The organism is Skermanella stibiiresistens SB22 (genome assembly GCF_000576635.1).
Classification (GTDB): Bacteria; Pseudomonadota; Alphaproteobacteria; order Azospirillales; family Azospirillaceae; genus Skermanella; species Skermanella stibiiresistens.
The window spans coordinates 423,142-448,429 of record NZ_AVFL01000002.1; the positions used below are offsets into that span (position 1 = coordinate 423,142).

Below are 25,288 nucleotides of genomic sequence, written 5' to 3' on the forward strand. Positions count from 1 at the left end.
CGAGATGAGCGCCAAAGAACAACACTGGGAGAGAAGCGCTGCCATCACCGTTTTGGGAGCGACCGAATGACCGCCTATCCAAACTCTTATGAGATGATCCAGCCGACGATTTCCGGGTTCTCGGGAGTCCGTGCCAAGTCCGCCCGGACGTCCTTCGCCGGGACCATCGTCGCCAAGGTTTCCATGTTCCTGAACCAGTATTGGGGCGCCTATCAGACGAAGGCGCAGCTGGGTCGGTTGAGCGATCGGTCCTTGAGCGACATCGGGATCGAGCGCGACAAGATCGACGCCGTCGCGAACCGCCGGTATTCCGGCGATCTGGTTCGCCACTCGGACCTCGGCACCTTGCTCGCGATGAGCGACGAGGATCTGGCCGATATCGGCGTCAGCCGGGGCGACCTCGAGGAATTCAAGGCGGGCCGCGTCAAGTTCGTCCGCCGTCGTCTCGCGGCCTGAGGGTCGCGCCGATGACCAACTCCGCCCTCGAGACCGAGATCCTGCTCCGGGCGATCATCTGCCTGGTCATGCTCAATGTCGGTTTCCTGTTCGCCTGAGCGAGCAGGAACACCGCCGAACCCAAAAGGGGGAGCGCCGCTGACGCCGGCGCTCCCCCTATTCGCGTTCGGCCACTCCTCCGTGCCGGCCCGCCGATCAGGCCTTGGCCGCCCGCTTGCGGCGCCACTCGACCCAGCGGCGCTCGATGCGGATCATCGCCCTGCTGGTTGGGCGCTTGAGGAAGGGAATGTCCTGCGCCAGCAGCAGCAGGCCCAGCGGCAGCATCCAGATGCCGAGGATCGGCAGGAAACTGAAGATGCCGCCGATCACCAAGAGAATGCCAACGGGGATTCGGACCCACGTAGCCCGCGGATCGCGCAGCCAGCGTAGGACACGGGCCGCCTTCGCAGGCAACTGGCGCTCGAGGCGCTCAAAACGGCGATCCAGCCTGCGGTCGTCAATATGTGTCATGCTGCCAATCTAAGATGCTGCCGACCGTTTTCAAAGGAGCCTTGTGGAGGCGCGCAGCCGCCATCGGAATTTTCCGGATTTTTCACGGCTCGGGAATAAATCGTCGCGTCGCGCGAATATGTGCGGAACGAGATGATGACCATGCACCCGCTGCTCAAAGACCACATGCTGCCGCTCCGCCGTTACGCCCTGGCGCTGACCGGCAAATCAGACCAGTCCGACGACTTGGTCCAGGAAACGCTCGCCCGCGCGATCGAGGGCGCTGCCTCGTGGGACCCGCGCCGGGACCTGCGGAAATGGCTGTTCGGCATCATGCGCAACACCCACGCGTCGCTCTCGCGCCGCCGAGCCTTGGAAGGCGAGGTCGCGGGGGAACTGGCGTCGCTGTCCGACGGCAGCGCGCCGGCTTCCCAGTTCTCCCGCGTCCACTTCAGCGAGACCATCGCGTCGCTGATGCGGCTCCCGGACGAGCAGCGCGAGGTCATGGTCCTGATCGCCGTCGAAAGCTTCAGCTACAAGGACGCCGCCGAACTGCTGGGCGTGCCGGTCGGCACTGTGATGTCACGGGTGGCCAGGGCGCGCGAGGCCCTGAGATCCGCGTCCACGCCGCCCGCGGCCGATGACAAACCAGTCCTGCGTCTGGTGAGGTGAACCATGACCGAACCAATCTGCGAATTCGACCTGATGGCCTATGTCGACGATCAACTCGACGCCCAGCGCCGCATCGAGGTCGAGGAGCACCTGTCGCGCAATCCCCAACTCGCGGCGCAGGTCATGGACGACCTATGCCGGCGCGACGAGCTTCGGCTGGTCTTGACCGAGGTCGCCGCCGAGGCTCCCCTGGACCGGGTGATCCTTCCGGTCGAACGGCTCGGTAGGCGTCTCAGCCTGAGGATGGCGCTCCATCGAAGCCGACGGGCCATCGCCGCGTCGGTCCTGATAGGAGCCGGCTGGCTGGCCCACGCGACCTTCGGCGGTCTGGGAGCCGATCCGGCCTCCGCGGCGCACATTCCGCCGGCTTTCGCCGGCGAGGCCGTGGAAGCTCATCGGCTGGCGCTGGTGGAGGATGCCGATCCTTCGATCAAGTCCGGGCCCAAGACGGCCGATATCGCAAACAGCGTCTCGATACCGATGCCACATCTGCCGGACAGGTTCGCGCCGGTGACCTCGCACGTGGTGCCCTTGACCAAAGGCAGCGCCGTCCAGGTGCTGTTCCACGCGAAAGGCGGCGAGCCCCTGACGCTGTTCGCCGCCGAGACGGATAGCTTCATCATCGCGCCGCCCAGCGCCGACGAGGTCAACGGCGTCACCGTCGTCTACTGGCAGTCCGGTTGGTACGCCTATGTCCTGGGAGGTTCCCGTGACCGCGAAGACCTCCTGACGCTGGCCGGCCAGATCATCCGCTAACCCATCCATACCCAACTTCCCAAGACAATCGAGCTCAGGGAGCCACCATGTTCAACCAGTATCCCAACCAGCAGGGCGCCTTCGGCCGCGCGGTCGACGGCGCCGCGTTCGACGAGGGCCTGCGCAAGCACATGCTGCGGGTCTACAACTTCATGATGGCCGGCCTCGCCATCACCGGCTTCATCGCCTTCTTCGTGGCGAGCACCCCGGCGCTCTACGTGCCGATCTTCACCACGCCGCTCAAGTGGGTGGTGATGCTGGCGCCGCTGGCCTTCATCTTCGTGCTGTCCTGGCGCTTCGACCGGATGTCGTCGTCGGCGCTCCAGATGACCTTCTGGGCCTTCTGCGCCGTCATGGGCGTCTCGATGGCCTCGATCTTCCTGGTCTTCACCGGTGCCAGCGTCGCCCGGGTCTTCTTCATCACCTCGGCGATGTTCGCGGCCACCAGCCTGTGGGGTTACACGACCAAGACCGACCTGACGAAGATGGGCTCGTTCTTGATCATGGGCCTGATCGGCATCGTCATCGCCGGCATCGTCAACATCTTCATCGGGTCGAGCGCGCTCCAGTTCGCGATCTCGGTGATCGGCGTCGTCGTCTTCACGGGCCTGACCGCCTATGACACGCAGAACATCAAGCAGAGCTACGCCGAGCACTATGGTCACGAGGCCAACTCCAAGATGGCCGTGATGGGCGCCCTCAGCCTCTACCTGAACTTCATCAACCTGTTCCAGATGCTGCTGCAGCTCACCGGGCAGCGCGAGGAATAAGGCCGACCGCACCAGTCACCCTGACATCACTCCAAACGGGATCATCATGGACCAGAACGAACGCCAGATCATCGATGAGCTTTTTGGCAAGCTCCGTCAGGCTGAGACACAGTCCGGCCCCCGCGACGCGCAGGCCGAGTCGTTTATCCGCGAGCAGGTCGCCCGCCAGCCGGCGGCGCCCTACCTGATGGCCCAAGCGATCGTCATCCAGGAACAGGCCCTGGCGGCTTCCCAGGCGCGCATCCAGCAACTGGAACAGGAGGCGCAAGAGCGTCCGGCCGCCGCCGCCGGTGGCGGCGGGCTGTTCGGCAGCCTGTTCGGTGGTGGCGCGCAGCGCCAACCGGCCGCCGCCCCACGCGGCAACTCGCCCTGGGGTCAAGCCGCCCAAACGCCTCCCGGCGATCCGCGCGTCGCGGCCTATGCCGATCCCCGCAACCAGCAGCGCCAGGGTGGAGGCTTCATGGCCGGCGCCATGCAGACCGCCATGGGCGTCGCCGGCGGCATGCTGATCGGCAACGCGCTCGGCAGCATGTTCTCGGGCGGCGAGGCGATGGCGGAAGACGCCGTCGGCGCCGTCGAGGAGCAGATCCCCGAGGAGATCGCTCCCGACGACGGTGGCGACTTCTTCGGCGGTGACGAGGAATTCTGACGGTTCCATAACCGTCCGAGCTGAGGCACTCTCCGTCCGGGGGCGTGGACATCCTGTCCGCGCCCCCGGATCGTTTCAGCCCTCGAGGATCACGGGTTTGTCGTTCAAGCTCCGTTTCGTGGCTCTGTTCTCGTCGTTGCTGGTCCTGTCGCTGCTGGCGGCGGGCGGCGCCATGGTCGCGAATGCCCGTTCGGCGGTCGAGACCGAGGTGGCGGCCGGGATGGAACTGGCGACGGCGCTGGTGATCCAGACCCTGGCGGGAGCGTCGGGCCAGAAATCGGCGGCAGACGCGATCAGCTCGGCGGTCGCGATGGTGCCCTTGCGCCATGTCAGGATCGCCGTGGCGGCCGACGGTGCCGCCGCCTCCATGCCGGCCCTGGTCGCGACCCGCGTGCCCGGCTGGTTCCTGGACCTGCTGGCTCCCGAACACAAGCAGCAGGAGATCAGGATGCGGCTGGCCGACGGAGCGCCCGCCCGGGTCCTTGTGGTCGCCGCCCCCGAGGACGAGGTTGCCGAGGTCTGGTCCGACCTTTCCGATCTGGCGATGGTCCTGGCCGTGGTCTCGGTGCTCGCGGTCGCCCTGTCCTGGGTCGCGATCGACCGGGCGCTACGGCCCCTGACGCGTCTGTCGGGTGCCTTGGAGCGGCTGGGACGCCGGGATTACCAAGTCAGCCTGGAGCCCATCCGCATCCGCGAGCTGAGGAACATCGGCGATACCGTCAACGCCTTGGCGGCCGGCCTTCGGCTGGCCGAGGAGAGGAACGGCGAACTGGGCCGAAAGCTGATCGCGGTACAAGAGGCCGAGAGGCGGCGGGTCGCCGGTGAGATCCATGACGAGCTTGGGCCCTGCCTGTTCGGACTGAGGGTCGAGATCCGCTCCCTCGACAAGCTCGCGCGGGACCTTCCCGCCGCGACAGCCACCACCGTCGAGGAGCGGTGCGAGACGATGCTGGAACTGACCGACGCGGTCCAGCGCATGAGCCGGCGCTTGCTCGACCAGCTCCGCCCCATGGCGCTCGAACACCTGCCGCTCTCCGCGGTGCTGGCCGACATGATGGTCAGGTGGCGCCGCACCGTGCCGGGCATCGACTGGCGGCTCTCGTTGCCGGACGAGGCCGCCAGGGCGATCGACGACTTGGACGACACCGCGTCGGTGACCCTCTATCGTGTCGTGCAGGAAAGCATGATGAACGTGGCGCGACACGCCGGCGCCACCCGCGCCGAGGTGGAGATCCGATCCGTGGTAGACACGGCCTCAGGGTCATCCATCGACTTCGGCATACGCGACGACGGGCGTGGCTTGGCGTCCGGTGGTCCGGCCGGGATGGGAATCCACGCCATGTCCGACCAGATCGCGGCGCTCGGTGGCTCGATCGCCATCCTGTCCCCGCCGGAGGGTGGCGTCGTCGTCCGGGGAATGATCCCGTTCGTCCGGTCCGATGTCTCCCCCGACGCGGTGGGCCAGCGATCCACGGAGCTTTTTGAGGAGCGGAAACATGGTGGATGAAGCCGGCGCCGGCGGGGCTCGAAAGATTCTTCTGGTCGATGATCATCCCGTTGTCCGGACTGGGTGCAGGCGGTTGCTGGCGTCCGCCGGGGGCCACGTGATCCTGGAGGCGGAGAACGGCGCCCGGGCGCTCGAGCTCCATGGGTCGGAAAAGCCGGACTGCGTCGTGCTGGACCTTGGACTGCCGGACATGAGCGGGCTGGATTTGCTGGCGAGTATCCGCGCGCTTGACCCGGACGCGCGAGTGCTGGTTTTCAGCATGCATGAGGATCCCGTCTTCGCGGCACGCGCCCTGGATGCCGGGGCTCGTGGTTACGTCACCAAGAATGACGCTCCGGAGGAGTTGGTCGCGGCGGTCGAGAGCGTGCTGGCCGGTGACGTCTACCTCAGCCGCGACATGGCGCGCGATGTCGCCTTGATGAACCACGGGCCCAACCGCGATCCCTTGCGCGACCTGACACCCCGCGAACTGCGCGTCCTGGCCGAACTGGGGCGCGGCGGGGCCATCGGTGACATCGCGGAACGCCTGGGCGTCAGTTACAAGACGATCGCGAACACCTGCACGATCATGAAGACGAAGCTGCGCGCCGGCAGCATTCGCGATTTGATTCGCATCGCCGTCGAGCGTCGGCTCGACCCATGACAACGCCCGAGGGGCTCGTCGGGAAAATTCGGCAAGGCAAGCCGGGAGTAAATGGAATGGTCAAGGTGAAGACTGCCTGATCTTCGCAGAATAGCACTGTTACTAATTAAAAGTTCTTGCCTCAACGCGACGGTGACGGGAAGCTCCTCTCCAACAAAGAATCGTACGCGGGAGGGATCGTCACATGGTGGGATTGAAGCCGTTGCTGCTTGGCGGCGTAATGGCCGCGATATTCACTTTCCCGGCTGCGGCCGACACGATTTATATCTCCAACGAGAAGGACAACACCATCTCGGTGGTGGATGGTGAGAAGTTGGTCGTCACCGACACCATCCGCGTCGGACGTCGGCCTCGTGGCATCACGTTCAATCTCGAGATGACGCATCTCTACGTCTGCATCGGCGACGAGAACCGGATCGACGTGATCGACTTGGCGACCAACAAGGTGGTCGGTCGTCTGCCGTCCGGTCCCGATCCGGAACTGTTCGTCCATCATCCGACCGATGCCATGCTGTACGTCGCCAACGAGGACGACAACATGGTCTCGGTCATCGATACAAAGGCCCGCAAGGTCGTGGCGGAGATCCAGGTCGGCGTCGAGCCGGAGGGGATGGGCATCAGCCCGGATGGGAAGCTGCTGGTCAACACCTCCGAGACCACCAACATGGCCCACTTCATCGACACCGCGACCAAGGAGATCGTCGCGAACGTGCTGGTGGACAGCCGCCCACGCGTCGCCGAGTTCACCTCCGACGGCAAGCACGTCTGGGTATCGGCCGAGATCGGCGGCACCGTCAGCGTGATCGACAGCGCCACGCGCCAGCCGGTCAAGAAGATCGAATTCGCCGTGACCGGCGTCTCCAAGGAGGCGATCCAGCCGGTCGGCATCCAGATCACCAAGGACATGAAACGGGCCTTCGTGGCGCTCGGACCCAGCAACAGGGTGGCCGAGGTCGACCCGGCCACGTTCGAGGTCCGCAAGTATCATCTCGTCGGCCAGCGCGTCTGGAACCTGGCACTCTCCCCCGACGAGAAGCGGCTTTACTCGACCAACGGCGTCAGCAGCGACATCAGCGTGATCGACGTCGAGAACAGTAAGGTCATCAAATCCATCCCGGTTGGCGGCGCGCCATGGGGTGTGGTCGTGAGACCGTAGCGAGCGCCGTGTCTTTGAGCGTAACCGAGTTCGTCACTTTCACCCCGGATCGTCGCGAGACGGTCCGGGTTTTTTCTTCGAGGCGGCGTTACACTTTGTTACACGAGAGGCACTGGTAGACACACTCTAGTCATCAATATTGGGTTCAATGGCGATGCCGTCGACGCGGAGCGTTGGCGGTCGTAATTTGGCGTGCTCCGATCCAGCCCGCCTGCTACTGGGCGATTGATGACAAAGGTTGACCCCTCGATGAAATTGGCCGGTCTCCTGGTGGCCGTGATCGCCATCGTCACGGCGGTGCTCGGTACGACCTATTGGCGTTCCGACGTGGCGCACGCGCAAGGACAGCAGCAGGGCAGGCGGCAGGCACCACCCCCCGCCGTCGAAGCGGCCCCCGTCAAGGTCGACCGCATAACGTCGGTCATCGACGCGGTCGGCACCCTGGAGCCGGCGGAGGCGATGTCCCTGGCACCCGAGATCGAGGGGACGCTGGCGGAGATCCTGTTTCGCGAGGGCACCCCCGTCCAAGCGGGGCAGATCCTGGTCCGGCTGGACGACTCGATCCTCAAGGCGGAATTGGCCAAGGCGCGCGCCGAACTGGGCTTGGCCGAAGCCAATTTCGAGCGCGCCGATACTCTGCTGAGGCAGCGATCCGGAACCCAGCGGACCCGGGACGAGACGTTCTCCGCCCTGCAATCGGCCCGCGCCTCCGTCCAGCTGGCACAGACCCAATTGGACAAGACGGTCCTGCGGGCACCGTTCGATGGCGTGCTGGGATTGCGCTCGGTCAGCAAGGGTGAATTCGTCAGCCGCGGTGACACGCTGGTCACCCTCCAATCGATCGACCCGCTCAAGGTCGATTTCCGGGTGCCCGAAACCCAACTCGCCAACATCCGGGTCGGTCAGAAGATCACGCTTAGCACCGACGCGCTCGCTGGCCGGACCTTCGAGGGGGAGATCTACGCGATCGATCCCCAACTCGACGTCAACGGCCGCGCGCTCAAGCTGCGGGCATTGGTGCGGAACCAGGATCAGGTTCTGCGGCCCGGCCTGTTCGCCCGCGTCGGCATCTCGGCCGCCAGCCGCGACAACGCCATCATGATCCCGGAATCGGCGGTCGTGCCCGAGGGCAATAGCCGCTACGTCTTCCGCATCCAGGAGGGTAAGGCCCAGCGGGTCGACGTCAAGCTTGGCCAGCGCCGCGCCGGCGAGGTCGAGGTGGTCGAGGGATTGTCTCCCGGCGACGTGGTCGTGACCGGAGGCCAGCAGCGGGTGAGGGCCGGCGGCCCGGTCGAGATCGTCAACGGCCAGCCCGGCGTCTGAGGCATGACCCTTTCCGACATCTGCGTCCGGCGTCCCGTCTTCGCGACGGTGATGAGCCTGATCCTGATCCTGCTCGGCGTGGTCAGCTACGATCGCCTGACCGTCCGGGAATATCCCAACATCGACGAGCCGGTCGTCTCGGTCAACACGACCTATATCGGAGCCTCCGCCGAGATCATCGAGAGCCAGGTCACGCAGGTGCTGGAAGGCTCGATCGCCGGCATCGAGGGGATCGACGTGCTGTCCTCGGTCAGCCGGCCGGAAAGCAGCCGGATCACGGTCCGCTTCCGCCAGAACATCAATCCCGACGTGGCGGCGAGCGACGTGCGCGATCGGGTGGGCCGCGTGCGCGGCCGTCTGCCGGACGAGATCGACGAGCCGATCATCGCCAAGGTCGAGGCGGACGCGCAGCCGATCATCACCATGCCGTTCACCAGCGACCGCCTGTCAGGGCTGGAGATCACCGACTATATCGACCGCTACGTCGTCGACCGTTTCAAGAACCTGCCCGGTGTCGCCGACGTCCAGATCCTGGGCGAGCGCCGCTACGCCATGCGGATCTGGATCGACCGCGCGCGGCTGGCTGGCTACAACCTCACGGTCCAGGATGTCGAGTCGGCGCTGCGTGGCCAGAACATCGAGGTGCCGGCCGGCCGGGTCGAAAGCTCCGACCGCGAGTTCACGGTGCTGTCCCGCACGGGACTGGTGGAGCCGGAACAATTCGGCAATATCGTGGTCAAGGTGGCGGATGGTTTCCCGGTCCGAGTCCGCGACATCGCGACGGTCCAGCTCGGCGCGGCCGACGAGCGCCGGGTCAGCCGCTCCAACGGCCAGAACTCGATCGCGATCGGCATCATCAAGCAGGCGACCGCCAATCCGCTCGATGTGTCGGAGGCGGTCAGGCGGACCCTGCCGAGACTGCTGGAGGACCTGCCCGAGGGCATGCGGGCCGAGATCGTCAACGACAGCGCCGTGTTCATCGACCGCTCGATCCAGGCGGTGTTCCACACGATCCTGGAGGCCGTCATCCTGGTCGTGCTGGTCATCCTGTTCTTCCTGCGGACGGTCCGCGCGACCATCATCCCGGTGGTGACGATCCCGGTGTCGCTGATCACCACCTTCGCCCTGATGTACGCGGCGGGTTTCACCATCAACACGCTGACGCTGCTGGCCATGGTGCTCGCGATCGGGCTGGTGGTGGACGACGCCATCGTGGTGCTGGAGAACGTCTATCGGCACATCGAGATGGGCAAGCGGCCGGTCCACGCGGCGCTGGTCGGCACGCGGGAGATCGGTTTCGCCGTCATCGCCATGACGCTGACCCTGGCCGCCGTCTACGCGCCGGTCGCCTTCGCGCCGGGGCGCACCGGCCGCCTGTTCCTGGAGTTCGCGCTGACGCTCGCGGGCGCCGTCCTGGTCTCCGGTTTCGTGGCGCTGACCCTGACGCCGATGATGTGCTCCAAGCTGCTCAAGGGGCACGAGAGCCACGGACGATTCTATAACTCCCTCGAACGCTTCTTCGTCGCCATGGGAAATGGCTATGACCGGGTGTTGCGCGCCAGCCTGCGCGCCCGCCCGCTGATCGTGCTGCTCGCGGTGGGCGTGGCCGGGGCCAGCGTCGTGTTGTTCCTGTCACTGAAGTCGGAGACGGCGCCGGTCGAGGACCGGGGCCTGATCCAGGCGATCGGCGTGGCGCCGGAAGGCTCGACCATCGATTTCACCGCGCGTTATGGCCGGGAGCTGGAACGGGTCTTCGCGAGCGTGCCCGAGATCCAGAGCTACATCGTGATCTCCGGCGTGCCGGAAGTGACCAGGACGCTGGCCTTCGCCCGCCTCCGGGATTGGGACGACCGCGACCGCAAGCAGCAGGACATCGTCGCGCAGCTTCAGTCCAAGCTGTCCAAGATCGCGGGCATCAGCGTGTTCGCGCTCAATCCACCCTCCCTGGGTCAGCGCGGCGGTAGCAAGCCGGTCGAGTTCGTCATCCAAACCTCCGGCACCTACAAGGAGTTGGAGGATTATGTTAATCGGATGCTTGAGCGGATTTCCCAGAACACCGGCCTGATCAACGTCGACAGCGACCTCAAATTGAACAAACCCCAGCTCGACGTGGTGGTCAACCGGGACAAGATCGCCGACGCCGGCATCCAGGTCGACGTGGTCTCCCGCACGCTGGAAAGCCTGCTGGGTGGCCGGCAGGTCACGCGGTTCGAGCGCAACGGCGAGCAATACGACGTCTATGTCCAGTTGGGGGAAACCGACCGGTCCACGCCACGCGACCTCAGCCAGATCTATGTCCGGGGTGGCGATGGCGCCATGATCCAGCTTTCCAACCTAGTCGAGGTCCGAGAGGTCGTGGCGCCCAAGGAACTCAATCGATTCAACCAGCTTCGCGCCGCCACGATCAGCGCCACCCCGGCCCCCGGCGTCTCCCTGGGCGAGGCCATCGCCTTCATGGAGCAGGCTGCGGACGAGGTGCTGCCGCAGGGTGTCCAGGTCGACTATGCCGGGCAGAGCCGGGAATTCCGCGACGCCGGGTCCAGCCTGATCTTCGTCTTCGTGCTGGCCCTGGGGTTCATCTATCTGGTGCTGGCCGCGCAGTTCGAGAGCTTCGTCAATCCCTTCGTGATCATGCTGACGGTGCCGCTCTCGATGACCGGCGCCTTGCTGGCCCTCTATCTCACCGGAGGCACCCTCAACGTTTACAGCCAGATCGGGCTGGTGACGCTGGTCGGCTTGATCACCAAGCACGGCATCCTGATCGTCGAATTCGCCAACCAGCTTCAGGACGAGGGCAGGGCCAAGCTGGATGCCGTGATCGAGGCCGCCGTGCTGCGCCTGCGGCCGATCCTGATGACCACTGGCGCCATGGTGCTGGGGGCGCTGCCGCTGGCCCTGGCGACGGGGGCGGGCGCCGAGAGCCGGCAGCAGATCGGTTGGGTGATCGTCGGCGGCATGTCGCTTGGTACGCTGCTGACGCTGTTCGTCGTGCCGACCATGTATACCCTGATGACCCGGCAAAGGTCGGTGGCGCGCCTTGAGGATTTCGAGGCGCCACACGCCGCCCCGGCGGAATAGGCTCGCTGGAACGGCCATTGGCCGGTGGCGCGGCGGATCGTTGCTCCCGCGCATTCGCCCTTGCCAGGACGTCCCTGGGTGCGACATGTCTGGCAGGGAATGAGCCGTCGGCGGATCGGCGCCGCGGCAAGGCAAGAGGAGCGACGGTATGTTCATCGCGATGAACCGGTTCAAGGTGTTGCCCGGAGCGGAAAGCGATTTCGAGGCGGTCTGGCTGAACCGCGAGAGCCATCTCCACAAGGTCCCCGGCTTCGTCGAGTTCCACATGCTGCGGGGGCCGCAGCGCGACGACCATCGGCTCTACAGCTCCCACACCATTTGGAAGTCCGAGGAGCATTTCCTCGGCTGGACCCGGTCCGAGGCCTTCCGTGACGCCCACAAGGGGGCCGGCGGCAACAAGCCGATGTATCTGGGTCATCCGGAATTCGAGGGCTTCGAGGTCATCCAGACCGTGACCAATCCCAACGCCGACTGAATGACGAGGAACTTGTAGACTTGGCCGACGCCCAGCTTTCCGACTTTTTCAATCGTTTTCCGATGCGTCCGATCGCCAGCGCCGAGCTTGACGCGGCGCTGGCTGAGGAGGCCACGCAGCCTCTGACGATCCTGTTCCTATGGGGGCGGAACTGTCCCAACTGCGACATCGCCAAACGGGCGATGATGGTGGCGCCGGAGCGTTTCCAGTTGGCCGACATCCGCTGGTTCCATGACAACGTCTATGATGACTTCGACATGGCGACCCGCTTCGGCGTCCATGGCATCCCGGTCTTCTTCCTGTTCCATGGACGCCGGCAGTTGGGCAAGATCACGAGTTGGCCGGGACCCGACGCCTTCCTGGACGTGATCGCCCAGCAACTGCGCCGGATATCGGCGACCTGAGACTCGGCAGCGCGGGCCTCAGCCGTGCTTCATCGGACAGGTGCGGAGGCCCAGCAGGACATAGGCCGGGCAGAAGCCGACGAAGGCTGTCAGCAGCGGTACGACGCCGATCCAACCCCAAGGTGTCTGCGGGCCGACGAAGACCAGGGAGATCAGGACGAGGCCGGCGACGATCCGCAGCGCGCGGTCTATCGTTCCGAGATTCTTTGGCAGGGACATGGCGGTTTTCCTCTCGTTTCAGGGGCCGTGTCGAGAGGATCGCCCGTCGCCGTCACCCGCTCAGTGACTAAGTCACCATGAGGTTCAGCCAGACGCGGCCGCGGCGAGATCACGCAGGCCGGCGGTATCCAGCACCTCCAGCCGGCCCCGGCCAAGCCCGACCAGCCCGAGGCGCTCGAACTCCTTCAACTGCCGGCTGACGACCTCCCGCGCCGTCCCAAGCTCGGTGGCGAGCACCTGATGCGTCAGGGGCACCGTGCCCCCCACCGGGGCGTGCCGGATCAAGGCTTCGGCCAACCGGCACTCGATCCGGCCGAACGCGACCTCGCTGACCAAACGCATCAGATCGGTCAGCCGAGTCCCGAAGCCATGGAACACGAAATCCCGAAAAACCGGAGACGCCGCGACCAGCGCGTCGAACGCCGGTTTCGCCAAGGCCACCGCGGACACGGCGGTTTCGGTCACCCCCTCCGCGCTGTAGTCCTCCCGGCCGATCAGGCAGGAGGTGGTCAGGATGCAGGTCGAGCCGGCGGTGACCCGGTACAGCACGATCTCGCGCCCCAGTTCTGACAGCAGATGCACCCGGACGGATCCCGCCAGCACGATCAGGAAGTTGGCGCAGACATCGCCGGGCCGGAACAGCACGGTGCCGGGCTTCAACTCGACCCGGGCCGCCTCGCGGGAGAGGAGGGCACGGGCCGGCTCGTCGAGCGGCCGAAGGTCCGGCAGCGCCTCGAGCCAGCCTGTCTCGGTCATGTCAGGCGCCACGAGCCTTGGCATCGCGGAACTCGTCATAGGCCTCCAGGGCCTGGGCGGCGTACATGACGCTCGGACCGGCGCCCATGTAGACCGCCATACCCATCGTCTCCAGAACCTCCTGGCGGGTGGCGCCCTGCTTGACGGCCGCCTCGGCGTGGAAGGCGACGCAGCCATCGCAGCGCGTGGCGACGGCGATCGCCAAGGCAATGAGTTCCTTCGTCTTGGTGTCGAGCGCGTCCGCCTTCAGCGCGGCCTGCGCCATCGCGGAGAAGCCCTTCATGACCTCAGGCGCTCCGCCCCGCAGTTCCTTGATGGCGGCGGACAGTTCCACGGTGGTGTTGGTCCAGCTTTCGGACATGACGGATCTCCTTGGTTCGACTGCGACGATGAAAGGATCGCGCTTGTCACGCTAACGTTTTATGATATATGATGCAAGTATCAATTATGATCGGGTAATGCATCATGGATGGATTCACGCCGGCATCTTCGGCGATGGGCGGCGCGTTGATAGGTGCCGCCGCCGTGGCGCTCTGGTTGGGCGTCGGGAGGATCATGGGTATCAGCGGCATCGTGGGGGGCATTCTCGCCAGTATGGCGGGAGGGGAAAAACATGATCTGGGTTGGCGCGCGGCCTTTCTGGTGGGATTGCTTGCCGCTCCGATCCTCGTCGATACGGTGGGCGGAATCGTTGAACCCGCACCTTCCGACGCACCGGCCCTGGTGCTGATCGCAGCTGGCTTGCTGGTGGGTTTCGGCACACGTCTCGGCGCTGGCTGCACCAGTGGGCATGGCGTTTGCGGACTGGCCCGAGCCTCCAAGCGATCCGTGGTCGCGACCAGCCTGTTCATGACGACCGCCGTGGCGGTCGTCTTCATCACGCGCCACGTGTTGGGAGCTTGATTATCATGGCTTCGCTATTCGTTGGATTGGCGGCCGGGTTGCTGTTCGGTGCCGGACTGGTGATCTCCGGAATGATTGGACCGGCCAAGGTCCTGGCGTTCCTGGATATCGCCGGTGATTGGGACCCGAGCCTGGCTTTCGTCATGGCGGCGGCGATCCCGGTCACCGCCCTCGGTTTCAAGCTGGCGCGCCGGCGCGATGGCCCCCTCCGCGGCGACCGCTTCTCGGCGCCGACTCGGACGGCGGTCGACGGCAAGCTGATCCTGGGAGCCCTACTGTTCGGAGCGGGCTGGGGGTTGGTCGGCTATTGTCCGGGTCCAGCGCTGGCGGCCTTGGTTTACGGTCAGTCCGCCACCTGGATCTTCGTCGTCGCCATGGCGGTCGGTATGGTGGCCCACGATTTTTCGTCCTGGAGGCGGAACGGTTGATTGGGCTCGTGACGCGGCGGAGTGTCGCGCGTTAGGGTCGGAGAGGGATTTGGTATCACGGGAACTGGATTTGGCGATGGAGACTGAAGCGGACGCCTCCCTGGTCGACGCGGCCTTGCTCGAGGCCAACGCCGCCGAGGCGGAGGTCTTCCTCCGCTCGATCGCGAGCCGTCACCGGTTGATGATCCTCTGCCGTCTGCTCGACGGCGAGGCCGCCGTCGGCGACCTGCTGCGGACGCTCGGCCTGACCCAATCGAACCTGTCCCGGCATCTGGCGCTGCTTCGTGAGGAGGGCTTGGTCGCGACCCGGCGCGAGGGCACCGTCATCCATTACCGCATCACCTCGGAGAAGGTGCGGCCGATCCTGGCCGAACTACAACGCCAGTTCTGTCCGCCTCCCGTTTCCTGAACGACGGCCTAGAACAACATGGTCGTGTGCTGGGCCACTTCCTGGCTGCCGCGGTAGATCATCTCGGCCGCGACATAGGTGATGATCGCGAGGCCGAACCAGCCGATCCAGCGGTGGCGATGCAGGATTTGGGCGATCAGGTTGGCGGCGGCTCCCATCAATGCCACCGACAGCAGCAATCCGATCACCAAGACCACCGGGTGCTCCTTGGCGGCGCCGGCGACCGCCAGCACGTTGTCGAGCGACATGGAGACATCGGCGACCACGATCTGCCAGATGGCGGCGCCGATGGTCTTCGTCTTGCCGGACGCCGAAGCGTTCCGTTCCAGCGCACCGTCGGGGGATGTTTCATCCTTCCCACGCTCCCGCAACTCGCGGAACATCTTCCAGCACACCCATAGCAACAGGATACCACCGGCCAAGGTCAGGCCGATGATCGCCAGAAGCTGTGTCGTCACCAGGGCGAAGAAGATGCGCAGGATGATGGCGGCGCCGATGCCCCAGAAGATCACCTTGCGGCGTTGATCCGCCGGCACCCCGGCGGCCGCCATGCCGACGACGATGGCGTTGTCGCCGGCCAGCACCAGATCGATCGCGATCACCTGGCCCAAGGCGATCAGCTGCGGCCACAGCCCAAAATCTTCCACTTCCCGGTTTTCCTTGTTTGAGGCGTGGCCGCCGATATCAAAGCTCGGCTTACAGTTCAACCGGGGAAATCAGGGGACTGGTTTGTCTTTGGTTGGAGGCTCGCTTGAAGGGTGAAATACGTCGGCGGCCTCGCGCAAGCCGCGTTCGATCGCCGAGGGTGGCGTCCGGAGCCCGGATCCTGGTCCGGGAATGTCATCGCCAGGGGGTGGCTCGGGAGTCGTGGTCGGAACGTCCTTGGGGGCCTCGTCGCCGTTCATGTCGTTTCCTCCGCGCTGTCACCTGTCGGGCCGAGGGATTGTCGGCCCGATAGGTTAAACAACCGAGCGGGATGAAAGCTCCCTGGTCAGGGAACGCTCGACGTCCCGGTTTCCGGCGCGGCGGGTCCGGCGGTTTCCGCCGCGTTCCGCCGCAGACGGTGCTCGCCGAGATAGAGCAGGATCGGCGCCGCGATGAAGATCGACGACGAGGTCGCCAGCACCACGCCGAACAGCAGAACGATGGCGAATTCCTGGAGCGCCTCGCCGCCGAACAGGGCCAGCGGCAGGGTCGCCAGAAAGATCGCGACCGAGGTGCCGATCGTCCGGCCCAGGGTTTCGTTGATGCTGCGGTCGATCAACTCGCCCAGGGGCATCTTACGGTAGAGCCTCAAGTTCTCGCGGACACGGTCGTAGACGACGACCTTGTCGTTGATCGAGTAGCCCATGATCGTCAGGATCGCCGCGATGGCGGTCAGGTTGAACTGCATGCCGGTCAGCGCGAAGAACCCGATCGTCTTTGTCACGTCGAGCAGCATGGTGATGACCGCGCCGACGCCGAACTGCCATTCGAAGCGGAACCAGATGTAGATCAGCATCGCGATGGCGGCGAGGCCGAGCGCCAGCATGCCCTGGTGGAACAGCTCGCCACTGACCGAGGCTCCGACCGATTCGACCCGCCGGATCGTCGTGCCGGGGAACTCGGACGTCAGCTTGTCCTGAACGGCCTTGACCGCCTGCTGCTGGGCCGCCTCGTTGCCGGGCTGACGCTCGAACCGGATCAGCACGTCGGTCGGCTGGCCGAACTGCTGGAGCTGGACGGGTCCCAGGTTGAGCTGGGCCAAGCTCTCGCGGAGCTCGGGGAAATCGGCGGGCTGTTCGGTGCGGATCTCGATCACGATGCCGCCGGCGAAATCGACGCCGTAATTGAGCCCCGGCTTGAAGAACAGGCCGATCGACGCGAGGCTGAGCAGGACAGAAACGATCAGGCCGATCCGCTTGCCGCGCATGAAGTGGATCTTGGTGTCATCCGGGGCCAGCCGGAAGCCGGTGGTGACCGACAGCACCTTCGGCCGGACCCGCTTCAGCCATGTCACCATCTGAAGACGCGCCACGACCGTCGCCGTGAACATCGAGGTGATGATGCCCAGGCTGATGGTGACCGCGAAGCCGCGGATGGTGCCGGTGCCGACGGCGTAGAGCAGCACCATCTTGATCAGCGTCGTCAGATTGCTGTCGACGATGGTGGCGAAGGCGCGGGTGAAGCCGGTTTCCATGGCGGCGAAGGCCGACCGGCCCCGGCGAGACTCCTCGCGTATGCGTTCGTTGATCAGGATGTTGGCGTCGACCGACATGCCGAGCGTCAACAGGATGCCGGCGATGCCCGGTAGCGTCAGGGTCGCCTGGAGCACGGACAGGCAGGCGACCGTCAGGAACAGGTTGAAGATCAGCGCCACGTTGGCGAAGACGCCGAACAGCCCGTAGGACATGATCATGTAGCTGACCACCAGCACGAAGCCGACGATACAGGCGATGATGCCGGCCCGGATCGAATCGGCGCCGAGATCCGGCCCGATCGTCCGTTCCTCGATGATCGTCAGCGGCGCGGGGAGTGCTCCGGCGCGTAGCAGGACGGCGAGGTCGTTGGCCGACTGGGTGGTGAAGTTACCGCTGATCTGGCCTCGGCCGCCGGTGATCGGCTCGCGGATGACCGGGGCGCTGATCACCTTGCCGTCGAGCACGATGGCGAAGGGCCGGCCGACGTTCTGCCGCGTGATTTCGCCGAAGCGCCGGGCGCCCGGCCCGTCGAACTCGAAGTTGACCACCCAGGTGCCGCTGCGCTGGTCCTGTCCGGGGCGGGCGTCGAGCAGACTGGCACCATCGACCTCGATCTTGCGGCGAACCAGATATTGCTGTCCGCGCGATGCCGGATCGACCGACGGCAGCCATTGGGTGCCCGGAGGGGCGGCGCTGCCGGGGGCCACCGTCTCGTCGCCCAGCAGGTGGAAGGTCATCTTGGCGGTCTGGCCAAGCAGGCGCTTGACTCGGTCGGGATCGCTCACGCCCGGCAGCTGGACCAGGATGCGGTTGCTGCCCTGACGCGCGATCACCGGTTCGTTGACGCCGGTCTCGTCGATCCGTCGGCGGACGATCTCGATCGACTGCTCGACCGCGCGCGACGCCCGGTCGCTGACGGCGGCGTCGGTGAAGTCCAGCCGGACCCGGCCATTGTCGGACGAGAAGGCGAAATCCCGCTGCGTCTGGCTGACGCCGGTGCCGAGCAGATCGCCCAGCGCCGCGCGCGCGGCCTCCGACTGTCCGGGATCCGGCAGCGTGAAGGTGACCGCCCGGTCGCGGACCGCCAGGTCGGTGTAGCGGATGTTCGCCGTCCGCAGGCCCGTCCGCACGTTGTCGAGAGCGCTTTCCAGCCGCTCGCGGACGACGCTGTCCATGTCGACCTCGAGCAGCAGGTAGGAGCCGCCCTGGAGGTCGAGGCCGAGATTGACGCGATGCTGACCCAACCAGTTGGGCAGCACTCCCTGCGGGATGAAGTTCGGCAGCGTGAACAGGACGCCCAGCGCGCAGACCGCCGCGATCATCCAGATCTTCGCCTTGGAGAAATGAAGCATGGTGGGGTTTTCCTCAGACCAGCTTGATCATCGCGACGCCGGCGACGACGAGGACCAGGAACAGCAGGCTGACCAGCTTCAGCCTGCCCTCGATGAATTCCTGGATCGGCGCGCCGTAACGATGGAGCAGGCCCGCCACGATGAAGAAGCGGCCCGCGCGCGATATGATCGAGGCGATGATGAAGACCGGAAAGCCCAGCTTCACCACGCCAGCGGTGATGGTCAGCAGTTTGTAGGGGATCGGGGTCAGTCCCTTGGCCAGCAGGATCCAGGCGCCGTATTCACGGAAACCGTCCTGGAAGGCGTTGAACTCCCGTTCCAGATGATAGAAGCCGACGATCGATTGCCCGATCGCCTCGTACAGGAAATACCCGATGCCATAGCCGACGATCCCGCCGACGACGGAAGACAGGGTGCAGAGCAGGGCCAGCCGGAACCATTGGTCCCGCCGGGCCAGCACCATCGGCACCAGCAACACATCGGGCGGCAGCGGAAAGAACGAGCTTTCCGCGAAGGAGATCATGCAAAGCCAGAGGGTGCCGGCCGGACTTCCGGCCTTCGCCAACGCCCATTGGTAGGTTCGTTCGAGCAAGATGTTTCCACGGGCGAAAGGCGCGGGGATCGGGGATCCAGCGCGATGAGGCGATAGGATGGTCATCGGGAGCGCCGCCAGCCCTTGGAGCGGCAAGGCATCGCGCGCTCGACGGCCCCTGGGGACCGTCAGGAAAGGGCTGGAGGCCCGGTGGGAATCCGGGGAGTCGACCGGCCGACACCGTGCGTGGGAGCGGGAGCGGGATCGCCAGCCGAGGATGCCAGCCGCGCCCACGCGATCACCTGGGCCGCCGGGGCCGCGATGTCGAAGACCCGTTCCGGCAAGGGCGGGTCGCGCGGAGTCGATCTGGATGCCTCGACGAAGAGTTGGCGGGGCAGGGTGAACTTGCCGTCCGCCACCGCGTCGCCGCCACCAGCGCCCGCGGCGCCGCCGGAAGTCTGGCGCGGCGGCGTCGCCGCTTCGTCGGCGGCAGATCCGACCTTGGCCGATGACCAGCAGAATGCCGACAACAGGCAAGCGATCAAGGCCAGAGCGACGGCTCTGACACTCGTGCCTGTCTGGGCGCGGCATTCCTGTAAGTCCGGCATCACACTCACGGCTGGAGGAGGTTGGGCGCAAACTACACGCGCGCCCAACCCCAAACCAGACTTATCTGGCCAACCTCGGCATGGGCTACCTGGCTCACTCCGGTTCGTCGGCGTCACCGAACAGGTAATCGATGTCGCCTGTCGCCAGGGTGCTGAACAGGGCGGTCCCCTCGATCGTCGCGGCGGCCAGATTGTCCTTGCGCCGCTGCAACTCCAGGATCCGCTCCTCCACCGTGTCGGCGGCGATCAGCTTGTACACGAAGACCGGCTTGTCCTGCCCGATCCGGTGCGCGCGGTCGGTCGCCTGATTCTCGGCCGCTGGGTTCCACCACGGGTCGTAGTGGATCACGGTGTCGGCGGCGGTGAGGTTGAGGCCTCGGCCACCCGCTTTCAGGCTGATCAGGAAGACCGGGACCTCGCCGCGCTGGAAACGCTCGACCGGGTCGTTGCGGTCGCGGGTCGCTCCCGTCAACTCCACGAAGGGGATCTCGGCCTTGCGCAACTCGGGCTTGATCAGGTCCAGCATCGACGTGAACTGCGAGAAGATCAGGATGCGGCGGCCTTCCGGCACCATCTCCCTCACCATCTCGATCAGGCTTTCCAGCTTGGCGCTCTCCCGGACGGCGGCGGCCGCCGGGATCTTGACCAGCCGGGGATCGCAGCAGACCTGACGAAGCTTCAGCAGGGCGTCGATCACCGTGATGGCGTTGCCCGACAAGCCGCTGTTGGCGATGGCGGCCCGTACCTTCTCGTGGACCGACAGGCGGATCGTCTCGTAGAGATCGCGCTGCTCCTGGTCCAGCTCGATATGCCGGATGACCTCGGTCTTGGGCGGCAGTTCCTTGGCCACCTCAGACTTCGTTCGCCGCAGCAGGAAGGGGCGGGTCCGCCGAACCAGCAGGCTGGCCCGCGTCGCGTCGCCGCGCTTCTCGATCGGCGTTCGGAACCGCTTCTGGAAGTCCTTGCGGTCGCCCAACAGGCCCGGCATCAGGAAGGCGAACTGCGCCCACAGCTCCCCGAGGTTGTTTTCGACCGGGGTGCCCGATAGGCACAGGCGGTGATTGGCGCGCAGCGCGCAGACGGCGCGGGTGGACCTGGAATCGGGGTTCTTGATCGCCTGCGCCTCGTCCAGGACGACCAGATGCCAGTCGCAATCCCGCATCAGGTCGACGTCGCGGGCGACGACACCGTAGGTCGTGATCACGATCTGGGCCGACGCCACCTCGGAACGCCGCTCGTGACGGTCCAGGCCATGGAGCACCAGGGCCCGCAGGTGGGGGGTGAAGCGCTTCGCCTCGTTGACCCAGTTGGGCACCAGACTGGTCGGCACCACCACCAGACACGGGTTGGTCAGCCGGCCAAGCTCGTGCTCCAGCGCGATATGGGCCAGCGTCTGCGCGGTCTTGCCCAGGCCCATGTCGTCGGCGAGGATGCCGGCGACGTTGTTCGCGGCCAGATGCTGCAGCCAGGCGAGGCCGGTCCGCTGATAGTCGCGGAGGTCGCCCTTGAACGCCGCCGGGACGGCGACCTCCGGCAAGGTCTCGTCGTCGCGCAGTTTGCGCAGGAAGGCCTCGATCTGGGTGGTCTCGTCGGCGCGGCGTGATACCAGGTCGTCGATGTCCAGCAGCAGGTCGGCCTCACCGATCGGCACCTGGAGCTTCTCGTCGAACCGGCGGCCGGTCTCCAGCATCGCTTCCAGCACGCTGAACAGCCGCTTGATCCTGTCGGCGGGGACGGCGAGCACGCTGCCGTCGTCCAGCATGACATGGGCCATGCCGTCGATCACCCGCATCGCGGACATGCCGCCACGGTCGATCAGGCGCGCCAGGATCGGCAGCAGCGACCGGCGCTGACCCTCGATCTCGACGCCGACCTCCATGTCGAACCAGCCTTCGCCGGCATCGCGGACCACGATGCCGACCTCACCCGCCGACTCGACCATGCGCGTGCCGAAATCGGCGCCGATGTGGATGGTCCAGCCCTCTGCTTCCAGCGCCGGGACGTGGGTGGTGAAGAAGGTCCGCCAGGCGGCGTCGGTGTCCTTGCCGGTCATCCGGTGGACGCGGGTGCCGCGATCGTTGAGTGATCCCTTAGGCGGGTCGATCCGAAGCTGGGCGAAACCAAGCTTGGCCAGCCTCAGCATGGCCTCCTGTTCGGCCAGCTTGTCACGGCGGGCGAACACGGGCGCCCCTTCCGGCATTTCGATGCGGGCGAATTGCCGCTGGTCGTCGGTATCGATCTCCGCCGGCTGGTCCGGCTCGCCATAGTCGAACGACAGCCGGAGGATGTCGATCATCCCCTCACCGAGCGAGACCACGCGGCCAAGCCTGGCGATGATGCCGGGGCTGCGCTCGACGATGACGGCGGGGTCGGAGCGGACCGGCCGGGGCGGCGGATCGGGCGCCACCAGCTTCGGCGCCGGCGTGCGCAGGGCCTTGCGGGCCATGAGCTTGGACTTGGCCGTCGGCTTGACCGGAGCCGGTTTGGTCGGCAACGGCGTCGCGTTTTTGGGCATGGTCACGATCTGCAGGTCGACCGGGCAGACATGCCCGACGGTGGGATCGACGCACCAGTGCCCCAGACCTTTGAGCAGCACGCCGCCCTCCGGCAAACCGGTCGGGCGCAGGGTGCCCGTTCCGGGATCCCGGAAGGCGCGGACCACGCGCTTGGGGCCGCCGGTCAGCGCCACGCCGGTATGCCAGCGGGCGCGGCCCGTCGCCAGCACGCAGCGCAGCAGCTTGTCGACGGCATCGGCCCTGCCTTTGGCGATCGGCGTGCGGACGAGCGCTCCGGCGCCGAGCAGACGGGCCACCGTGCGGTCAGGTCCGGCTTGGTCGATCCCGGCTACCTGGTCGATGACTTCGCGTGGTGTCGAAGGCCGTTCGGCGGCGCCGTCGGCGATCAGGCTGGTCGTCACGTACAGGGCGTTGTCACCCTGTCCCGGTTCCAGCGTCCAATAGGCTTGCGGAACCCCGGAGGGCGGCGCGGGAACGGCTGGCGATGTGGCGGGTGGAGCCGACGGGGCTGCCGCCGGCTTCTTAGGCACGACATCCAGCAACGACGGCTGGACCGGCCGTCGCCATTCAGGGCGGCTGTCCAGCGCGAGCAGGGCGGTCGCCGCCATATGGGCGCAGGCCGGACGCCCGCAGGTGCAGCTCCGCTCCAGCGTGACGCGCTGATTGCGGTTGACCGGCACGATCAGCACCGTGTGATTTCGGCCAAGATCGTTCACGGTGGCGCCGATATGGTCGCGAGCCGCCGTCAGGACCGCTCCGCCCGCCAGCAGCAAGCTACGGGCACGCTGAAGCGTCTTCTGATCGAAGAGGCGGGAGACGTCCTCTTCGGCAAACGGAACCGGGGCGCCGGCAGGCGATGAGGCCCGCGCAGTGTGGTTGACCAGTGACATGAATCTTTTGGCTGAGTGTTACGAAGCGATGGATGTCCGAAAACGGCGAAGGGATCAGGATACCCACTTTTGCCGCCAAGTGCCACACACCTGTGTCTCGGCTAATCAGCGGAGACCGCGCGCGACAGCTTAAGCGGAACGGTATAGCTTCTTTTTCCAATCATTCCGGGCGGTTGCCCTCACGGAGAATAGATCCCATGGCCGCCGTTTCTGGCAAAGGTCAGCGTCAGGCGGGTCAGATCGCCTCGAAATTCACGACCGGATCGCCACTGCGGCATGTCGTCGTCATGACATTCACCGGCTCCGTCGGGCTGATGGCGGTGTTCGCGGTCGACTTGGCCAACCTGTTCTACATCTCGATGCTCGGCGTCAAGGAACTGGCCGCCGCCGTTGGCTTCGCCGGGTCGATCCTGTTCTTCCAAATATCGCTGTGCATCGGCCTCACCATCGGGACGGGCGCCATCGTCGCGCGCGCGATCGGCGCCGGGGAGCGCGAGGAGGCTCGCCGCCTCGCCGGCTCCAGCCTGATCGTGATGGCGGTCCTATCGCTGGTGATCGGCGTGGCGACGGTGCCGTTCCTGGATACGATCCTGTCCGCCCTCGGCGCCCAGGGGGAAACCAAGCGTTTCGCCGAGCTCTACCTGACGATCGTCTCGCCGACCATGCCCCTCCTCGGCATCGGCATGTGCTGCTCGGCCCTGCTGCGGGCGGTGGGCGACGCCCGCCGGTCGATGAACGTCACCCTGTTCGCCGGGCTCGCCACCGCCGTTCTCGATCCGATCCTGATCTTCGGCTTCGACCTGGATCTGATGGGTGCCGCGATCGCGGCCTTGCTGTCCCGCTGCGTGCTGGTCGCGATCGGCTGGCGGGGAGCCTCCGGCATCCACGACCTCGTCGGGCGACCGTCGCTGAAGGCGCTGGGCGCCGACGCCAGGGCGCTGTTCAAGGTCGCCGGACCGGCGACGCTGACCAACATCGCCACTCCGGTCGCCTCGGCCTATGTCACGTACTCCATGGCGAAGTTCGGCGACGCCGCCGTGGCGGGACTGGCGATCGTCGATCGCATCGTCCCCGTGGCGTTCGGTGTGATCTTCGCGCTCAGCGGCGCGGTCGGGCCGATCTTCGCCCAAAACCTGGGTGCCCGGCGTTATGACCGGATCCGGGAAACACTGCGGGCCAGCCTGATCGTGATGCTTGTCTATGTGGCGACACTCTGGCTGGTGCTGTTCCTGGGCCAGGATCTGGTGGTGCGTGTCTTCTCGGTCCAGGGCATCGCCGCCGAGATCGTCCGGCTGTTCTGCACCATGACGGCGGGTGGTTTCCTGTTCATCGGCTGCCTGTTCGTCGGCAACGCCGCGTTCAACAACCTGGGTTTTCCGCTGCTTTCCACGGGGTTCAACTGGGGCCGCGCCACGCTCGGCACGATTCCATTCGTCACCCTGGGAGCGTCGGTCGCCGGAGCACAGGGTATCATCTATGGCCAAGCGGCCGGCTCGCTGATCTTCGGTCTGGCGGCGGTCGTCATGGCCTTCCGCGTGGTGGGCCGCCTCCGCGACGACCGCCCCGAGGTGTTGGCGTCGGATGAGGACTGGCGTGCCCCCGCCGCCCTGCCGGCATCCTCGGGCAAGGCGGCGCTCGCCACGCTCGCGGTCAGGCCGGCCGAGGCTGAGGATTGACCATGCGGATCATGGTCGCCTGCATCATCGCGATATGAACCTCGCCCTCCTCCGTCTCGGCGTGAACGTCGGCTCGGACGATCACCAGCAGCTTTCCGGGCTTCTCGACCTTGCCGCGCGCGATCAGGCGATCGCCCCGCGCCGGTGCCAGCAGGTTGGTCTTGAACTCGACCGACAGCACATCGCTTCCGGCCGGCATCAGGGTCAGGGCGGCCAAGCCGGCGGCATTGTCGGCGATGGCGTTGGTGACGCCGGCGTGGACGAATCCGTTGTGCTGCCACAAATCCGGCCGGATCGTCAGCGCGATCTCGCAGGTTCCGGCTCCGAGCGCCGCCAGTTCGGCGCCGATCAACCGCATGAACGGCTGGCCGTCGAAGGTGGCGCGGACCTTGCTCTGGTAGTCCGGATCCATGGGTGTGAAGTTCATGCCGCGCGCCATCC

At 66.1% G+C, this 25,288-nt stretch carries 26 protein-coding genes; 16 read left to right on the top strand and 10 right to left on the bottom strand.

The features are described 5' to 3' along the window. The first annotated feature begins 66 nt into the window (after nt 1-66). Nucleotides 67-456 carry a YjiS-like domain-containing protein gene (locus N825_RS04610; protein ID WP_037447420.1) on the top strand — a complete coding sequence of 130 codons (390 nt, stop codon included), beginning with the start codon at nt 67-69 and terminating at the stop codon, nt 454-456. A gap of 195 nt (nt 457-651) precedes the next feature. Here the strand turns inward: N825_RS04610 and N825_RS04615 are convergent, their stop codons facing one another. Then, nucleotides 652-966, bottom strand: a complete 315-nt coding sequence (locus N825_RS04615; protein WP_037447423.1) for a hypothetical protein — start codon at nt 964-966, stop codon at nt 652-654. A 135-nt stretch (nt 967-1,101) separates the two neighbouring features. Here N825_RS04615 and N825_RS04620 point away from each other — a divergent pair, with 135 nt between their 5' ends. The 11 genes from N825_RS04620 (at nt 1,102) to N825_RS04670 (ending at nt 12,378) form a co-directional block, all read left to right on the top strand. After that, a complete protein-coding gene (locus N825_RS04620; protein WP_037447890.1) occupies nt 1,102-1,617 on the top strand; it encodes a sigma-70 family RNA polymerase sigma factor in 516 nt (171 codons plus the stop codon). 3 nt (nt 1,618-1,620) lie between these two features. After that, complete coding sequence (locus N825_RS04625) at nt 1,621-2,373, top strand: anti-sigma factor family protein (protein ID WP_051511536.1); 753 nt, start codon at nt 1,621-1,623, stop codon at nt 2,371-2,373. Between the two features lie 47 nt (nt 2,374-2,420). Next, nucleotides 2,421-3,143 (top strand): Bax inhibitor-1/YccA family protein, encoded by a 723-nt coding sequence (locus N825_RS04630; protein WP_037447426.1) that lies wholly within the window; start codon nt 2,421-2,423, stop codon nt 3,141-3,143. 46 nt (nt 3,144-3,189) lie between these two features. Beyond that, nucleotides 3,190-3,792, top strand: a complete 603-nt coding sequence (locus N825_RS04635) for a DUF2076 domain-containing protein (protein WP_037447429.1) — start codon at nt 3,190-3,192, stop codon at nt 3,790-3,792. Nucleotides 3,793-3,889: 97 nt separating this feature from the next. Continuing rightward, complete coding sequence (locus N825_RS04640) at nt 3,890-5,299, top strand: histidine kinase (protein ID WP_037447431.1); 1,410 nt, start codon at nt 3,890-3,892, stop codon at nt 5,297-5,299. Then, on the top strand, nt 5,289-5,942 hold the full coding sequence (locus N825_RS04645) for a response regulator transcription factor (protein WP_051511537.1): 654 nt from the start codon (nt 5,289-5,291) through the stop codon (nt 5,940-5,942). Before N825_RS04640 ends, N825_RS04645 begins: the two co-directional genes overlap by 11 nt. A gap of 184 nt (nt 5,943-6,126) precedes the next feature. Then, entirely contained in the window at nt 6,127-7,098 is a 972-nt protein-coding gene (locus tag N825_RS04650) for a PQQ-dependent catabolism-associated beta-propeller protein (protein WP_051511538.1), read from the top strand. Nucleotides 7,099-7,326: 228 nt separating this feature from the next. Next, complete coding sequence (locus tag N825_RS04655; RefSeq protein ID WP_084164329.1) at nt 7,327-8,421, top strand: efflux RND transporter periplasmic adaptor subunit; 1,095 nt, start codon at nt 7,327-7,329, stop codon at nt 8,419-8,421. A 3-nt stretch (nt 8,422-8,424) separates the two neighbouring features. Further along, nucleotides 8,425-11,499 (top strand): efflux RND transporter permease subunit, encoded by a 3,075-nt coding sequence (locus N825_RS04660; RefSeq protein WP_037447437.1) that lies wholly within the window; start codon nt 8,425-8,427, stop codon nt 11,497-11,499. A 148-nt stretch (nt 11,500-11,647) separates the two neighbouring features. After that, complete coding sequence (gene hmuQ, locus N825_RS04665; protein ID WP_037447439.1) at nt 11,648-11,974, top strand: heme-degrading protein HmuQ; 327 nt, start codon at nt 11,648-11,650, stop codon at nt 11,972-11,974. A gap of 20 nt (nt 11,975-11,994) precedes the next feature. Then, entirely contained in the window at nt 11,995-12,378 is a 384-nt protein-coding gene (locus N825_RS04670; protein WP_037447442.1) for a YbbN family protein, read from the top strand. Nucleotides 12,379-12,396: 18 nt separating this feature from the next. Here the strand turns inward: N825_RS04670 and N825_RS04675 are convergent, their stop codons facing one another. The 3 genes from N825_RS04675 to N825_RS04685 form a co-directional block, all read right to left on the bottom strand. Further along, nucleotides 12,397-12,597 (bottom strand): YgaP family membrane protein, encoded by a 201-nt coding sequence (locus N825_RS04675; protein ID WP_037447445.1) that lies wholly within the window; start codon nt 12,595-12,597, stop codon nt 12,397-12,399. Nucleotides 12,598-12,681: 84 nt separating this feature from the next. After that, nucleotides 12,682-13,353, bottom strand: coding sequence for a Crp/Fnr family transcriptional regulator (locus N825_RS04680; protein WP_037447448.1), 672 nt, complete (start codon nt 13,351-13,353; stop codon nt 12,682-12,684). Nucleotide 13,354: 1 nt separating this feature from the next. Then, nucleotides 13,355-13,714, bottom strand: a complete 360-nt coding sequence (locus tag N825_RS04685) for a carboxymuconolactone decarboxylase family protein (protein WP_037447451.1) — start codon at nt 13,712-13,714, stop codon at nt 13,355-13,357. Nucleotides 13,715-13,818: 104 nt separating this feature from the next. Between N825_RS04685 and N825_RS04690 the strand changes: the two genes are divergently transcribed. The 3 genes from N825_RS04690 to N825_RS04700 all read left to right on the top strand — a co-directional run bounded on the left by N825_RS04690 (nt 13,819) and on the right by N825_RS04700 (nt 15,093). Next, the gene (locus N825_RS04690; RefSeq protein ID WP_037447453.1) at nt 13,819-14,256 is read left to right on the top strand and encodes a YeeE/YedE family protein; all 438 of its coding nucleotides are present in this window, start codon (nt 13,819-13,821) and stop codon (nt 14,254-14,256) included. Between the two features lie 5 nt (nt 14,257-14,261). Continuing rightward, complete coding sequence (locus N825_RS04695) at nt 14,262-14,684, top strand: YeeE/YedE family protein (protein ID WP_037447456.1); 423 nt, start codon at nt 14,262-14,264, stop codon at nt 14,682-14,684. Nucleotides 14,685-14,760: 76 nt separating this feature from the next. Then, on the top strand, nt 14,761-15,093 hold the full coding sequence (locus N825_RS04700) for an ArsR/SmtB family transcription factor (protein ID WP_037447458.1): 333 nt from the start codon (nt 14,761-14,763) through the stop codon (nt 15,091-15,093). An 8-nt stretch (nt 15,094-15,101) separates the two neighbouring features. On the opposite strand, the gene N825_RS04705 is transcribed toward N825_RS04700, so the two are convergent. The 5 genes from N825_RS04705 to N825_RS04725 form a co-directional block, all read right to left on the bottom strand. Beyond that, a complete protein-coding gene (locus N825_RS04705) occupies nt 15,102-15,740 on the bottom strand; it encodes a TerC family protein (protein WP_037447462.1) in 639 nt (212 codons plus the stop codon). Between the two features lie 344 nt (nt 15,741-16,084). Continuing rightward, entirely contained in the window at nt 16,085-18,625 is a 2,541-nt protein-coding gene (gene secD, locus N825_RS04710) for a protein translocase subunit SecD (RefSeq protein ID WP_037447465.1), read from the bottom strand. Nucleotides 18,626-18,638: 13 nt separating this feature from the next. Next, nucleotides 18,639-19,217: a YqaA family protein gene (locus tag N825_RS04715; RefSeq protein WP_037447904.1), complete on the bottom strand. Its 579-nt coding sequence runs from the start codon at nt 19,215-19,217 to the stop codon at nt 18,639-18,641. A 128-nt stretch (nt 19,218-19,345) separates the two neighbouring features. Continuing rightward, complete coding sequence (locus N825_RS04720; RefSeq protein ID WP_157618978.1) at nt 19,346-19,765, bottom strand: hypothetical protein; 420 nt, start codon at nt 19,763-19,765, stop codon at nt 19,346-19,348. 94 nt (nt 19,766-19,859) lie between these two features. Then, nucleotides 19,860-23,171 carry a DEAD/DEAH box helicase gene (locus tag N825_RS04725; protein ID WP_037447471.1) on the bottom strand — a complete coding sequence of 1,104 codons (3,312 nt, stop codon included), beginning with the start codon at nt 23,169-23,171 and terminating at the stop codon, nt 19,860-19,862. Between the two features lie 197 nt (nt 23,172-23,368). Between N825_RS04725 and N825_RS04730 the strand changes: the two genes are divergently transcribed. Next, nucleotides 23,369-24,847, top strand: coding sequence for an MATE family efflux transporter (locus tag N825_RS04730; protein WP_051511539.1), 1,479 nt, complete (start codon nt 23,369-23,371; stop codon nt 24,845-24,847). Here N825_RS04730 and N825_RS04735 read toward each other — a convergent pair. Further along, nucleotides 24,822-25,274, bottom strand: coding sequence for a PaaI family thioesterase (locus N825_RS04735; RefSeq protein ID WP_037447910.1), 453 nt, complete (start codon nt 25,272-25,274; stop codon nt 24,822-24,824). The genes N825_RS04730 and N825_RS04735 overlap by 26 nt on opposite strands. Nucleotides 25,275-25,288: the final 14 nt, after the last annotated feature.